Here is a 15,085-nt window from a genome sequence, read left to right on the forward strand (position 1 = left end):
GCGGCAGCAAACACGAGGCTTATAGCCCGAAGGAACCGCAGCATCGCTTAAAGCGTTTACCGCTGCCGCATTCGCACCGGGAATTTCGGCTCTGATTGGCTCGCCTCCGGATTGGCAAACCCGGACCGAAACCCATTCTTCCGGAGAAACGCGCCCCCTTGGCATTAACGCCCACCGACATACCGTCATTCATTACGTCGAACAATACCGATGGACCGTCCACCTCTAGGTCCTGAGCGTAAAACTTTTGGCCAGCAGGGGTACGTACATAGAACTCCTGATCGTCACACAAGAAGTGAACGCCATTCACTCTCATGTTCAGTCGCTCGATCACGAGCGTATGCGGCGGCTCGGTACGAATTTGAAGAGCGATGTCTCGGGGAGCGTTTCTAATTGTTATCCGTTGCCCAACAACTGTAACGTCCCAGTTGTCCGATGGGCTCCGCCATTCGTTGTCGACTATCTGAAGAATCAGGTGACCTACCTCGTCTCTTAATTCTGCGTTGAGTCGGTACGGTCCCCCAGATTCCTCCGGAGGGTTGATCCAAAGAACTGGCCGCTCGTCGACGCGGATCAGGCACTGGCAGTCTGTTGCTGTGGTGGGGCCCAGCTTAATCTGCAAAGGGCCATCGCCAACCCCGAACGCCTCACGGGAGTATCCTTTCTGCAGAGCCTTCGGCGCCTTCATGGCCTCCAGAACTTCCTGTTTGGATGTCCACCCTTTGGTAACGCGTCCGTGATGCTCAAGGCATAGAAACGTCATCTTTCGCGGATCGTGCTCGACCGCGTCCCAGAACGGTGGATCCACGTGTTCGTATTCGCCAATTGCCTTGCCGCAAATCACACAACCGAAACCCGAATTCCTCCGAATCGTCCGCTGGATCTCACTTCCAATCACTCGGCTTAACCCGTGTTTGTTTACGTTTGACATTTCCCTCTCCACCGCAATCTTAGTTGCCTGGAATAATCCACCGTACCGAGCATCGAGTCTACCGCACAATCGATCACGCGAAGCTCGGCTGAAGGGCACTGGTCACTTTCGAAGCGTCATCGGGGTTTGTGGCGGTCCACTCCCGCAGCGAAATGTACTTCGCGCTGCAATCACAAACAGCCAACGCCTGGCACTGACCGGATAACAGCTCTTTTGTAGTTTGGAACGGGACGAGAAAATTTCTGCGTGCGGGGTCAAATTACCGCAAGTCCACGCAGCCTACGTGCAGCGACCATACAAAGGTCTCGGTCACTTCCGGGACGCAACTAAATGGGAGAAAAAAATGGTACGGTTGGGGGGTCTCGAACCTCCGACCTCAGGTGCCACAAACCTGCGCTCTAACCAACTGAGCTACAACCGCACATCGGGCGTCCAAGACGCCTTGAGGGGTCACATACGGACAGTTGGCGTCTTTTTCAAGCCTTTTTTGCACCAAACGAAAAAAGGCCGGGACAAGTGCCCCGGCCTTCAAGTCCTTGGGAGGACAGATGTCTTTTGATCAGGCGGCCTTGAAGGTCGACATGACCTTTTCAGCGGCTTCCTTGCCCGGCTTCACCACGGTCTCGGCAACCTTCTTGGCGGCTTCCTGCATGGCCTTGGCCTGCTCGATGGTGACTTCGGCCTGCTTGCGGATGAAGGAGGTCTGCAGTTCGACCAGTTCGGCGATCGACTTGACGCCGAGCAGGGCTTCCATGTGCGACAGCGACATTTCGGCATTGGTGCGCAGCGCGTCGATGGCCTTGAGGCCGAGTTCGACGGTGCCGGCCTGGGCGGTCTGGAGCGTCGTTTCGACGGTCTTGGTGGCTTCTTCGGTCGCGGTCTTCATCTTGGCATAGGCGTCCTTCGACTGGGCTGCGCCCTTTTCGGCGAAGTCGCGGAAGGTTTCGGTGACCTTTGCCGGGTCGAATGCGGTGGCGGAGAAGGAGAATGCGTCCTTGGTGGTATTGGCAGCCATGTGAGTGCTCCTCGTTTGAGCGGGTCAGCGATCGGCGGGCCCGGTTGTGTTCGATGAATTGTATATAGCACTGGTCATTGTGCATTGCAATATATTTGTGCAGTGCAATATGCAATTTATCCGCGTTGCCGCGGATTAACCCTGTTGGGCGAAACCGGCACGCCTTGCTGGACCCGAAAGCCGTGGCTAGGTATTAAAAATCTGTTAATTTGCCGCGGTTGACGGCATTTGCTAAGACAGGTCCCACGATGCCCGCTCCCTATCCGTTCATCGATGTCGCAGTCCACGACAGCATCCGCCCGCGCTTTGCCCGGGGCGAGGCGCTCGTCGTGTTTTCGCCCGCGCTCGACCGGGTGTTGTGGGCCAATGGCGCCGGCGCGCGCTTCTTCGGCAATGCCTCGATCTACGACTTCCTCGAGGAAGGCCCGAACCGTGGCGACGTCACCTTCCGCCAGATCGAGGGCGTGGCCCGCCAGCTCGGCGCGGTCGGCGACAGCCGTTCGCTGCTTTTGCGCATCGCCTCGGGCTTCCAGCGCGTTCCCGTGACCGCCTCGGCGGAAATGGTCGAGATCCGCCCCGGCGAGCCCGTCGTGCTGCTCGCCGTGCCGCCGATCGGCAAGGCCGGCAGTCTGACCGAGCGCGCGGCCGACATGCTGACCGGCTTCGACGATCCCGACACCCACATGGCTGTGCTCGACGGCGAGGGCCAGGTGGTCGTCGCCTCGGCGAAATTCGCCGGCCTCGGCATCACCCCGCAGACCGCCCGCAGCCTGGTCACCCTGGCCGGCGCGGATGCCGACCATCTGGTCAAGCGGCCGATCCCGACCGGACGCGGCCATCTGCCCGCCGCCATCGGCAAGCTGTCGGACGATCCGGCGCTGCACCTCTTGTTCACCGTCGAGACGATCCTCGGCCACATGGACCCGACCGACAGCTTCGACACCGAAGAACCGACGGGCCCCACCGCCCCCCTGCCCGCCGCCGTGGCGCCTGTAGCCGAACCGGCCGTTTCCCCGGAAGCCGCGGCGATCGTCACCGCCGGCGTGGTCGAGGCCGAGGCCGGCTTTGCCGAGGTCGTGAATGCGATCGGCGAGATCGAGGAATTCGAGGCCGACGAGGTCGAGGCGCTGGACGAGACCTACACCGACGAGACGGGCGAAGACGCCATTTCGGCCGAGGCCGTTTCGAGCGAACCCGCTGCGCCGGGCGACGCCGTGCTGGCCGAAGCCGCGGCCGAGGTGGTGGAGACCCTGGAAAACGAGGTCGGCCCCCTTGCCGACACCGAGGCCGCCGACCTGTTTCCCGATGCCGACGAAACGGTCGAGGCCGCCTCCCCGCAGGCCGTTTCCCCTCAGGCCGAGTTGCCGCTGGCAGCCGAAGCCGTGCCGGAGACTGCCGCGGACCTCACGCCCGCCGACGATGCGCAGACAGACACGCCCGTCGAACCTGCGCAGACTGAAGGCCCCTTGGCTGATGCCGAGCTACCGACGCCTGCGTCCGTTGTCGCCGCCGAATCGGCCACCGCTCCCGACGACGCCCCCGTTACCGAAGCCGCACCTGCCGAGGTCGCCGTCGCCGCATCCGCGCCCTCGGGCGAGCCCCCGGCCGGCGCCTTCGTCTTTTCGCCGGAACGCCGCGCCACGCGCTTCGTCTGGAAGATCGACGCCGACGGCCGGTTCTGCGACGTCTCGCACGAATTCGCCGAGGCCGTCGGCCCGCATGCCGCCGATATCAACGGCGTCGCCTTCACCGATCTCGCCGCGCTGTTCAACCTCGATCCCGAGGGCAAGATCGGCGAGCTGCTGATGAAGCGCGACACCTGGTCGGGCAAGACCATCCACTGGCCGGTCGAGGGCACCAGCCTGATGGTGCCGGTCGATCTCGCCGCCCTTCCGACCTATACCCGCAGCCGCGATTTCGACGGCTTCCGCGGTTTCGGCATCGTGCGCCTGGCCGACGCCATCGAGGATCCGCACCGCACCGGCATGACCTTCGTGGGCGGGGCCGCGCCGCGCCAGCCGGCAGAGCCGGAGATCAGCGAAGCCGCCGCCGAGACCGTGCCCAGCTTCTCGCTGCTCGACGACGAGGCGGACGAGACAAACCATGCCGAATTCCCGGGCGCCGAAGCCGCGCCGGGCGACGACAGCGCCGCCGAACTTCCGTCCGGCACGTCCGAAGGCGAAGCCGTCTCCGATCGGGACATGCCGGCTGCCGATACGGCTGCCGAGGACGAAACCGCGGCAGCCGAAGTCGAGGACGGCCTGCCGCGCATCGGCGAGCCGGAATTCTTCGAAGCGCCGGCCGAGCCGCCCCGCAGCCCCGTCGCCGAGCCGCCGGCGCTGCAGATCGTCGAGACCCCCGGCCGGCGCCATTCCGACAAGGTGGTGCAGCTCGAGGAGCGCCGCGCCCGCGGCCGGGACGGTCTCACCCCCGGCGAACAGGCCGCCTTCCTGGAAATCGCCCGCAAGCTCGATCCGCAGGGCCTGCGCGAAAAGGCCGCCGAGGCTTTGAACGAGATCCGCCGTAACGAGGCCGCGGCCGCCGAGGCCGCCGCTGAGGAAGCGGCCAGTTCCGCTGCGACCGAGCAGGCCGAAGCAGACAGGGAGCCGGCGGAAGCCCCCGAAGCGCCGGCCGTGCCCGAGACCGCCGCCGCCGCGCCCCTTGCCCCGGACGTCGCCGCCGACAACGCCCCCGGGCCGGAAGACTCAACGGTCGGGGAATTCGCCACGCTGCGCCTGAAGCGCGACAATACGCTCACCGCCGAGATCGTCGACCTGATGCCGGTCGCGCTGCTGGTCCATGTCGGCGACCGCCTGATCCACGCCAATCCGGAATTCCTGGCGCTCACCGGCTATGCCTCGGTGGAAGACCTCGACACCGCCGGCGGGCTCGACGTGCTGATCCAGCGCCAGGATCTCGAAGGGGCGAGCGAGGAGGCCGGCCGCGTCGTCATCGTGCGGGCCGACGACCAGCTCGTGCCCGTCACCGCGCGGCTGCAGTCCATCCGCTTCGAGCGGGCCACCGCGCTGATGCTGGCGCTGATCCCGGCCGGCGCTGCCGCCCAGGCAGCTCCGGAAAAGCCGGCAGCGCCCCATGCCCTCGCCGCACAGCCGGTTGCCGAACCGCAAGGTCAGGCGGGCGCCGAACAGCTCGCCCGGCTGCAGGTCGAGGTCGACGAACTGCGCGCCATCCTCGAGACCGCGACCGACGGCGTCGTCATCCTCGGCGCCGACGGCGACATCCGCTCGATGAACCGGGCGGCGAGCGCGCTGTTCAACTTCGACGAGGCCGAAACGCGCGGAAAACCCTTCGTCATGCTGTTCGCCCATGAAAGCCAGAAGTCGATCCTCGACTATCTCGGCGGCCTGTCCGGCCATGGCGTGGCGAGCGTGCTCAACGACGGCCGCGAAGTGATCGGCCGCGAGGCCTCGGGCGGTTTCCTGCCGCTGTTCATGACCATCGGCAAGCTCACCTCGTCCAACGGCTATTGCGCCGTGATCCGCGACATCACCCAGTGGAAGCGGACCGAGGAGGAACTGCGCAACGCCAAGCGCGCCGCCGAGACCGCCAATGCCCACAAGAGCGACTTCCTCGCCCGCGTCAGCCACGAGATCCGCACGCCGCTCAACGCCATCATCGGCTTTGCCGACATGATGGCCAACGAACACTTCGGCCCGGTCGGCCATCCGCGCTATGCCGAATATGCCAACGACATCGTCCGCTCCGGCCGGCACGTGCTCGACATCGTCAACGACCTGCTCGACATTTCCAAGATCGAGGCCGGCGAGATGGATCTCGACTTCACCGCCGTCGGGCTGAACGAGACGGTGCAGGCGGCGGTGTCGATCGTCCAGCCGCAGGCCAACGGCCAGCGCGTCATCATCCGCACCGCGCTGTCGCAGGCCGTGCCGAGCGTCGTCGCCGATATGCGCTCGATCAAGCAGATCGTGCTCAACATCCTGGCGAACGCCATCCGCTTCACGCCATCCGGTGGCCAGATCATCGTCTCGACCGCGTACGAGCCGAACGGCAGCGTGGCGCTGCGCATCCGCGACACCGGGGTCGGCATGACCCGCACCGAGCTGGAGCAGGCGATGAAGCCGTTCCGCCAGGTGCACACGGGCACGCGCAACCGCGGCGACGGCACCGGGCTCGGCCTGCCGCTCACCAAGGCCATGGTCGATGCCAACCGCGCCACCTTCGCCATCTCCTCGGCGCCGAACGAAGGCACGCTGGTCGAGATCACCTTCCCCTCGCAGCGCGTGCTGGCCGACTAGGCAGGCGCAGGCGATAGAGGGGTGGTGACGCGCTGGCCGGCAATGCGGGCGGCACAGGCTCCCCTCTCCGCTGGCAGGGGCTCGACCGATCGGGTGGTGGAGCGGCCGGTTGCCGCCAGGGTCGGGAGGATACCTCGGCCCCGCCGCTCCACCTTCGCCATCCAAGCGGCATCAAGAACACGCAAGGGCGCCGCCGCGCGCCTTGCCTGCCTCCACCGCAGACGGCTTATCGGTTGCGATCGCGCCGGCCGATCCGCGGCGCCAACAGGCGAAGGATGAAGACGAGAACGAATGCATTCATTTCGATGATCCTCGCGGAGGCGGTGAACCGGGCTGGATTCGCAAGGCTCCTATTGCCTGCAGGTTGTGGAACCGATCAACGCGGGGATCAGCCGCGCATAAGCATTCGCCGTCGCGCATAACTCATTCTTCGCTTGAAAATGGGCGCAATGGCGCACCTGCCCATGGCGTGGCGACCGCCAAGGCTACAGCCGGGCTCCTCAAGAAAAGCGTCTTCTAGTCCCAACCACCATCGCGGCGATGCCGGCCGGGCGGTACGCCGAAGCGGCGGCGGTAGGCGTTGATGAAATTGGACAGCTGGCTGTAGCCCACCATCCAGGCCAGGTGCTTGAGGGGTATGTCCGGCCTTTCCAGGACCAGGGCGTGGGCCAGCTTCATCCTCGCCTCGAGCAGCACCTCGAAGACCGTCATGCCGTAGAGCTGGCGGAAGCCCTGATTGAGCCGGCGCGAGGGAAGCTTCGCCTGGGCCGCCAGCGCCTCGAGGCTCGGCGGTGTGCGCAGGTCCGCGACCAGAAGCTGGTGAGCTTCGCGTACCCGCGCGAGATCCCGCGGACTCAGCGCGACCGGCGGCGGCGGACTGCCGGAGAGATGATCCAGCTGGTGCGCCAGGAGTTCCAGCGCCTTGCTCTCGCGCCAGAGCGTCGCCATCGCGCCGCGGTAGGCGGGACGCATGAGGTCGCTTGCCGCGCGCGTGACGGCCCGGTCGCTCTCCAGCACATGCGAAACCGGCAGCCGGCCGTCCTCCAGCACCGCGCGGGCCAAAGGCGGAAGCCCGTCCTGCAAGGCCAGCGTCTCGAGCGCTTTTGCCTCCAGCAGCAGGGTGACGGCGCGCCAGGGCTCGCCCGGTTCCAGGCAATAGGCGATTTCGCGCTCGGCCAGACTGACCACGAAGGGGCGGCCTGGCGAATGCCAGACCTGCCTCTCGTTGCCTTCGGCCTCGATCGCGCCGGCGCCGCCGAGCATGGTGCCGAAGACCAGATTGCCGGCGGGCGCATCCCCCAGCGCCTTCAGCGTCCAGGCATGGCTCGACGTCCCCTCGACACGGTAGAGGGCCATACCCGGCCGCAGGGGCACGCGCTCGATGAAGCCCGCAAACGGGCCATCGTCGAAGGTGATGCGGCCCTCTGGGTCGAAGCCCTGCGCTTCGCTCTCCACCGCCGTTTCGGCGACCCACGCCAATTCATTCATGCGATCTTCTCTGCCCGAGTGGTTGTCGAAAAACGATGTGCAGTCATGTATTTTGTCGGAATGCTTCGCTGTCAACCGGCCCGGCCGGGACGTCACACCGGCCAAGAATAGTCTTCAAGCACCCGCGAATTCAATCATCGGTAGTTCTGGACCCCGATGGCCGACACGCGCGGCGGCCCAATTTTCCGCCTCCCGGCGCCCGACCGTTCCCTTCCCCGCCGGTTTCGGCTAGACCGACGGGACCGGACCCCGCGCCTCGGGCGCCCGGACGACGCAGAGAATACGGAGACGAAGCCTTGGCAGCGGAAGCGCGCGTTGCGCAAAGAACGGTTTACGGCCCGGTGCGGCGCAGGCTTTCCGGCGCGACGCTGGCCGCGCTTGTCGTGTCCGCCTTCGTCGCCATGCCGATCGTCGCCATCTTCCTGATCGGCCTGTCGGGCGACGGCGAGAACTGGCAGCACATGCTGTTCAACGTGGTGCCGCGCGCCGCCAGCCGCACGCTGCTGCTGCTCGGCCTCACCGGTGCGCTGACCGCCTCCATCGGCATCGTCAGCGCCTGGCTGGTGGCGTCCTGCGATTTCCCCTTTCGCCGCCTGCTCTCGGTGGCGCTGGTGCTGCCGCTCGCCATCCCGTCCTATCTGGCCGCCTATGCCTTCGGCGAGTTCCTCGATTTCACCGGACCGGTGCAGGGCCTCTACCGTAGCCTGTTCGGCTTCCAGTCGGCACGCGACTACAGCTTTCCGGACATCCGGTCGCTCGGCGGCGCGGTCCTGGTGATGTCGGCGGTCCTCTACCCTTACGTCTACCTCGCCTGCCGCTCGATGTTCCTCATGCAGGGCCGTGCCGCCGCCGACGTCGCCCGCACGCTCGGCGCCGGACCGTTCCGGGTCTTTGCCCGCGTGCAGATCCCGATGGCGAGGCCCGCCATCATGGTCGGGCTGACGCTGGTGATGATGGAAACGCTGAACGACATCGGCGCCGTCGAATACCTCGGCGTCAACACGCTCACCTTCTCGATCTACGACACCTGGCTCAATCGCGGCAGCCTCGCGGGCGCAGCCCAGATCGCCTCCGTCCTGCTCGTTTTCGTCGTGCTGCTCCTGTGGGTCGAGCGCCGGGCGCGGCGTCGCCAGCGTTTCGCCAGCCAGAAGACGACGGCCGTCACGATCGACGCCGTGCGGCTCAAGCTGTCGGGCTGGCGCGGCTGGGGTGCGACGCTCCTCTGCGCCCTGCCCGTCATCGTCGGCTTTGTCGTGCCCGTGGCGGTGCTTGCGGGCTTTGCCGCGCGCCGCCTCGGCGATTTCGCCGAACCGCGCCTGATCAAGGCGCTCGGCCATTCGGTCGCCGTCTCGTCGGCCGCGGCGCTCCTGACCGTCATCCTCGCCTTCGTGCTGGCCTATGCCGCCCGCACGGACCGGTCGCGGCTGACGGCGGGCGCCAGCCGGCTCGCCTCGCTCGGCTATGGCATTCCCGGCACCGTGCTCGGCATCGGCGTCCTGATCCCGCTCGCCGGCTTCGACAATTTCCTGGACGGCATGCTGCGTGAGAACCTGGGGGTTTCGTCGGGCCTGCTTCTTTCCGGCACCGGTTTCGCCATCGTCTATGCCGCCACGGTGCGCTTCCTGACCATGGCCGAGGGCACGATCGACGCCGGGTTCCAGAAGCTTTCGCCGCATCTCGACATGGCAGCGCGCACGCTCGGCCGCAACGGCCTGCAGACGCTTTCCCAGGTGCTCTTGCCAAACATGCGGCCCGCCGTTTTGACCGCGGCGCTGCTGGTGTTCATCGAGACGCTGAAGGAACTGTCGGCGACCATCCTGCTCAGGCCGTTCAACTTCAACACGCTGGCGACACTCGTCTACGAGGATGCCTCGCGCTCCAAGGTGCAGGACGCATCGGTCGCGGCGATCATCATCATCCTCGCGGGCCTCATCCCGGTGATCCTGGTGTCGCGGTCGCTCGACCGCCCTCGCTGAGCCGGAAATACGCGTAAAAAAAGGGCGGCTTGCGCCGCCCTGAGAATTCACGCTGTTCAACTGGAGTCAGGCGTCGATCAACATCATGTGTCCGGAACCGAAGGTTCTAAGCCGCACGTTCATGGTGGGCCCCCAAGTTGGTTAAGGTATGCCAAAGGCGACTTAACAAGTGGTTACCGTCGGCGACGGATGTCACCCCGACTGACGCATTCTTCGGCCGACGCCTTTCCCTTCGGCAGCAAGCTGCCTTGCTGCTCAGGACTTCAGTTCGTCCAGCCCGGCGAACAGATCGAGCGCTTCGGGATTGGCGAGCGCCTCCTTGTTCTTGACCTGCCGGCCGTGCACCACATCGCGCACCGCCAGTTCGACGATCTTGCCGGACTTGGTGCGCGGTATGTCGGCGACCTGGATCACCTTGGCCGGCACATGGCGGGGCGAGGCGCCGGTGCGGATGCGGGTCTTGATCGCCTTGACCAGATCGTCGTCGAGGGCGCGCTCGGCAACGAGACGGACGAACAGCACGACGCGCACGTCGTCGTCCCAGTCCTGGCCGATGCACAGCGCCTCGAGCACCTCTTCCATCTGTTCGACCTGGTTGTAGATCTCGGCCGTGCCGATGCGCACGCCGCCCGGGTTGAGCGTGGCGTCGGAGCGACCGTGGATGACGATGCCGTCATGGGCGGTCCATTCGGCGAAGTCGCCATGGCACCAGACATTGTCGAATCGCTCGAAATAGGCGGCGCGATACTTGGCGCCGTCGGGATCGTTCCAGAACATGATCGGCATGGAGGGGAAGGCCTTGGTGCAGACCAGTTCGCCCTTCTCTCCGCGCACCGGCCGGCCCTCGTCGTCCCACACGTCGATCGCGAGCCCCAGGCCCGGCCCCTGGATCTCGCCGCGCCAGACGGGCTTCAGCGGATTGCCGAGCACGAAGCACGACACGATGTCGGTTCCGCCCGAGATCGAGGCGAGGTGGATGTCGCTCTTGATGCCCTCGTAGACGAAGGAGAAACCCTCCGGCGACAGCGGCGAACCGGTCGACGTCATCATCCGCAGCGAGGAGAGATCATGGGTGGTCTTCGGCGTGAAGCCGCCCTTGCGCACGGCGTCGATATACTTGGCCGAGGTGCCGAAGAAGGCGAACTGCTCCTCCGCCGCATAGTCGAACAGGACATTGCCATCGGGATGGAAGGGCGAGCCGTCATAGAGGCAGAGCGTTGCGCCGGAGGCCAGCCCCGAGACCAGCCAGTTCCACATCATCCAGCCGCAGGTGGTGAAATAGAAGAACCGCTCGCCCTTCTCCAGCCCGCAATGGAAGCGCTGTTCCTTGAGGTGCTGGAGCAGCGTGCCGCCGGCCGAATGGACGATGCACTTCGGCACGCCCGTCGTGCCGGACGAAAACAGGATGTAGAGCGGATGCGAGAACGGCAGTGGCTCGAAGGCGATCTCGCCAGCCTCAAAGGAGGCGACGAAATCGGCGAGCGTCCTTGCCCCCGGCACGGCTTGCGCAATCGCCGGGGCGTCGCCCGCATAGGCGATGACGACGAGCGGCACGCCGAGCTTTTCGGACACCGCCTTCACCTTGTCGGCGACGTCCTGGCGCTTGCCGTTGTACCAGTAGCCGTCGACGGCGAGGAAGAGTTTCGGCTCGATCTGGCCGAAGCGGTCGAGCACGCCCTGTTCGCCGAAATCGGGCGAGCAGGACGACCAGATGGCGCCGATCGAGGCGGCGGCCAGCATCAGCGCCACGGTCTCGGGCATGTTCGGCACCATGGCGGCGATCCGGTCTCCCTTCTCGATGCCCATGGCGCGGAGAGCCTGCTGCAGGCGGGAGACGGCGTGGCGCAACCGGTCCCATGACCAACGGTCCTCGACCTTGTCCTCGCCGCGGAAGATCATCGCATGGTCGTCACCGCTCAGGCTCAGCAGGTTTTCGGCAAAGTTCAGCCGGGCATCGGGGAAGAACCGTGCCTCCAGCATCACGTCGCCGTTTTCCAGCAGCCGCTCGCCCTTCTCGCCCTTGACGCCGCAATAGTCCCAGACGGCCGACCAGAAGGCGGCGCGATCGTCGATCGACCATTGATGGAAGGCGTCATAGTCGGCGAAGTCACGAGCGGCGCGCGTGCCGCACCATTGCATGAAGCGGTACATCGGCGACTGCTTGACCTGAGTGTCGGACGGAGTCCAGAGCGGCATTTCCTGTTGCATGCATTCCTCCTCGAAAGTCACGTCTGTATAGCAGTTTGCGCCGCAATATAAAGTGCCGGAAGGGGCGCCGGATTTGCATGGCGCCGCCAATTCCTATATCCGGCTGGAACAAAGAAACCGGGCAGGCGCCCGGCCGATGGAGCCCGGGGTCGTTCATGCCCGACAAGCGCAGACTAGGCGAGCAATGCCGGCGGCAACCGGCCGCGCGGCGTATCCTGCACGGTGCGCTCGTCGCGCTTGCCGTATTCTCGGCGGTCTTCGTCATCTCGCGCACCGCTGCTCCCTATCTCGTCTCCTCGGGCCTGGTTCGCTCCGCCATGGAGCATGCCGTCGCCGAATGGACAGGCCACAACGTGACGATGTCCGGTGCGCCGGAGATCGCCTTCTGGCCAAAGCCCCGCGTGACGCTCAACGGCGTGACCATCAGCAAACCCGGCACCGACGGGCCGAAGGTGCTCGGGCGGATCGAGAAGCTGTCGGCCACCTTCGGTCTCTATTCGGCCATGCGCGGCCGGCCGCAATTCGACACCTTCCACCTGCTGCGCCCGCGTTTCCATGTCGACCGCGACCTGAACGGCCGGCTCGACTGGGCAAGCGAGGGCCTGCTGAGCGCCGCGGTGCGCAGGGTCGAGCCGCGTGCCGGCGGAACACAGACGCTCGGGACCGAGTTCGACGCGGCGGTCGGTGCCGTCACGATCGAGGACGGTTCGCTCGAACTCGCCGACCAGGCCTCCGGCCGCACGTTCGTCGCCAACGGCCTGTCGGCCGACATCGCCTGGCCCAGCCTCTCCCAGGCGTTGAGGGCCACCGCCCTGCTCGATGCCGGCGGGCTCGCCGTCAAGCTGGACTTCTCCTCGCCGCAGCCGCTGCTGCTGTTCGGCGGCAAGGATGCGAGCGTCAGCGCCAATCTGGACGCGGCCGCCTTTGTAGCGCGTTTCGACGGTGTCGCCAATCTCACCGACGGGCTTCTGCGCTCCGGCGCGCTTACGCTCGGCGCCAAGGACATTGCCGCACTCAAGGCTTGGAGCGGCATCCGGCTCGCCGGCCTCGACAACCTCAGGCAGGCGCAGCTGAGCGCCGACCTCGAACGGGTGGGGGAGGAACTGCGCCTCGACGGCCTGAAGTTCGACGTCAACGACACCCACGGCACCGGCATCCTGTCGCTGTCGCGCCCGGCGGACGGCAAGCCGCGCGTCAGCGGCACGCTGGCCTTCGATCGCCTCAACATCACGCGGCTGCTATCCGCCTTTTCGCTCGACCTTCCGTCGGCGGACGAGGAGAGCGAGGCGACCGAGCGCCCGCCCCGCCTGCTGCAATGGCTGGACTTCGACCTGACGCTCTCGGCGACACGCGCCGACCTGCCGCCGTTCGAACTGGGCGACGTCGCCGCCAGCATCATGGCGACCGGCAAGACCGCGCAATTCGACATCGCCGACGCGGCCTTCGAAGGCGGCGACCTGACGGCGAGCTTCATCGGCGCCGGCAGCGGCTTTGCGCGCGGCGGGGACCTGACGCTTTCGATCCGCAATGCCGATTTTGCCGCTGTCGCCGATCACCTGCAGATCGCCGGGCCGGTGGCGCGCGGCAAGGGCTCCGTCGACCTCATCTTGAGAACCGCGCAGCCCGCCTGGGAAACCGGGCTTTCCGACATGTCGGGCACCTTCAAGTTCAGCTCGCCGGGCGGCGTGCTCACCGGCATCAACGCCCCGGCGATCCGCAAGCTGGCGACGACCAGCGCCTATTTCCAGCTGAGCGCCGGCGGCGACGGCTCGATGGCCTATGACCGCCTCGACTACAGCGCCCGCTTTGCCGAGGGCTCCGCCGAAGTGCTCGAAGCCCGCCTCGTCGGCCCGGACGAGACGCTGACCGTCACCGGCATCGTGCCCTATGCGGACAATGCGCTGGCGCTTTCGGGCGAGCTGACGGCCACCGATCCGGCGAATGAAGCGGCCTTTCCGCGCCTGCGCTTCTTCATCGGCGGGGCCTGGCCCGATCCGGTGCTTTCGCCCATCTATCTCCCGTCTGCAAATCCCCTAAAATAAGCGCGAATCAACCGTGGGGCGGAGGATCCGTGATCCTCAGGCCCAAGCTGGGGGGCGTACGGTGCATCGATTTCTGACGGGTCTCATCAAGATCGTGCTGGCCTCGCTGCTCGCCGGCAGCCTGCTCAGCTTGCTCGGCATCACCGTGGACAGCATTCTCCTGTTCCTCGGCCTGACACCGGAGCAGATCTGGACAGGGCTCCAGGCTGCCGGTGCCTGGGCAAGCCCGCGCATCCTGCTCGGCGCGACCATCGTGCTGCCCGTCTGGCTCGTCACCTATATCCTGACGCCGCCGCGCGACGGCTGAGGACAGGGAACTCCCTTACGGAGCCTGGGCCGCCACGTGCTCGTCGCGCTGGCGCTGCAGCTCGTGCCGCTTGGTGGTGATCGAGGCGAAGATGACGCCGAGCGTGACGAGACCGATCAGGATCGAGCAGACCGCGTTGATCTCGGGGGTGACGCCAAGCCGCACCTGGCTGTAGATCTTGATCGGCAGGGTGGTCGCGCCGGGACCGGTGGTGAAGGAGGCGATCACCAGGTCGTCGAGCGACAGGGTGAAGGCGAGCATCCAGCCGGAGACGACCGCGGGCAGGATCAGCGGCAGGGTGATCTTGAAGAAGGTCTTGACCGGCGGGCATCCCAGATCGAGCGCCGCTTCCTCGAGGCTGGTGTCGAAGGTGAGCAGCCGCGACTGCACGACGATCGCCACGTAGCACATGGTGAAGGTCGTATGGGCGATGGTGACCGTCATCAGGCTGCGATCGATGCCGAGCGCGACGAAAAGCAGCAGCAGCGACAGGCCGGTGATGACCTCAGGCATGACGAGCGGTGCGTAGACCATGCCGGAGAACAGCAGGCGTCCGGGGAAGCGGCCATAGCGCACCAGCGCCAGGGCGGCGAGCGTGCCGAGCACGGTGCCGAAGGAGGCGCTAAGCAGACCGACCCGGGCCGTCACCCAGGCGGCGCTCATCAGGCCCTCGTTCGACCACATCTGGCCGTACCATTTCAGCGAGAAGCCGCCCCAGACGGTGACCAGCTTGGAATCGTTGAAGGAGTAGATCACCAGGATGATGATCGGGATGTAGAGGAAGGCGAAGCCGAGGGTGAGCACGGTCGCGTCGAATTTTCCGGGTTTCATCGGCCGCTCT

Annotated in this window: 9 protein-coding genes and 1 tRNA gene; 4 read left to right on the forward strand and 6 right to left on the reverse strand. The window is 66.0% G+C overall.

Annotated features, from left to right (window positions below):
- Positions 1 to 19 precede the first annotated feature (19 nt).
- The 3 genes from AC07Y0_RS15535 to AC07Y0_RS15545 form a co-directional block, all read right to left on the reverse strand.
- Positions 20 to 931: a YecA family protein gene (locus tag AC07Y0_RS15535; RefSeq protein WP_498678644.1), complete on the reverse strand. Its 912-nt coding sequence runs from the start codon at positions 929 to 931 to the stop codon at positions 20 to 22.
- A 344-nt stretch (positions 932 to 1,275) separates the two neighbouring features.
- A tRNA-His gene (locus AC07Y0_RS15540) sits at positions 1,276 to 1,352 on the reverse strand.
- A 138-nt stretch (positions 1,353 to 1,490) separates the two neighbouring features.
- Entirely contained in the window at positions 1,491 to 1,946 is a 456-nt protein-coding gene (locus tag AC07Y0_RS15545; RefSeq protein WP_498678645.1) for a phasin, read from the reverse strand.
- Positions 1,947 to 2,194: 248 nt separating this feature from the next.
- Here AC07Y0_RS15545 and AC07Y0_RS15550 point away from each other — a divergent pair, with 248 nt between their 5' ends.
- Entirely contained in the window at positions 2,195 to 6,223 is a 4,029-nt protein-coding gene (locus tag AC07Y0_RS15550; RefSeq protein ID WP_498678646.1) for an ATP-binding protein, read from the forward strand.
- 516 nt (positions 6,224 to 6,739) lie between these two features.
- Here the strand turns inward: AC07Y0_RS15550 and AC07Y0_RS15555 are convergent.
- Entirely contained in the window at positions 6,740 to 7,711 is a 972-nt protein-coding gene (locus AC07Y0_RS15555; protein ID WP_498678647.1) for a helix-turn-helix transcriptional regulator, read from the reverse strand.
- Positions 7,712 to 8,112: 401 nt separating this feature from the next.
- On the opposite strand from AC07Y0_RS15555, the gene AC07Y0_RS15560 reads away from it, so the two are divergent.
- A complete protein-coding gene (locus tag AC07Y0_RS15560; RefSeq protein ID WP_498680255.1) occupies positions 8,113 to 9,687 on the forward strand; it encodes an ABC transporter permease in 1,575 nt (524 codons plus the stop codon).
- A gap of 255 nt (positions 9,688 to 9,942) precedes the next feature.
- Here AC07Y0_RS15560 and AC07Y0_RS15565 read toward each other — a convergent pair whose 3' ends face one another.
- The gene (locus tag AC07Y0_RS15565) at positions 9,943 to 11,895 is read right to left on the reverse strand and encodes an acetoacetate--CoA ligase (protein ID WP_498678648.1); all 1,953 of its coding nucleotides are present in this window, start codon (positions 11,893 to 11,895) and stop codon (positions 9,943 to 9,945) included.
- 155 nt (positions 11,896 to 12,050) lie between these two features.
- Here AC07Y0_RS15565 and AC07Y0_RS15570 point away from each other — a divergent pair, with 155 nt between their 5' ends.
- Together AC07Y0_RS15570 and AC07Y0_RS15575 are read left to right on the forward strand one after the other, a co-directional pair.
- On the forward strand, positions 12,051 to 13,937 hold the full coding sequence (locus AC07Y0_RS15570; RefSeq protein WP_498678649.1) for an AsmA family protein: 1,887 nt from the start codon (positions 12,051 to 12,053) through the stop codon (positions 13,935 to 13,937).
- 61 nt (positions 13,938 to 13,998) lie between these two features.
- Entirely contained in the window at positions 13,999 to 14,244 is a 246-nt protein-coding gene (locus AC07Y0_RS15575; protein ID WP_498678650.1) for a DUF6460 domain-containing protein, read from the forward strand.
- A gap of 15 nt (positions 14,245 to 14,259) precedes the next feature.
- Here the strand turns inward: AC07Y0_RS15575 and AC07Y0_RS15580 are convergent, their stop codons facing one another.
- A complete protein-coding gene (locus AC07Y0_RS15580) occupies positions 14,260 to 15,075 on the reverse strand; it encodes an ABC transporter permease (RefSeq protein WP_498678651.1) in 816 nt (271 codons plus the stop codon).
- Between the last annotated feature and the right edge of the window lie 10 nt (positions 15,076 to 15,085).

The organism is Allorhizobium sp. GW101-3B10 (genome assembly GCF_059424725.1).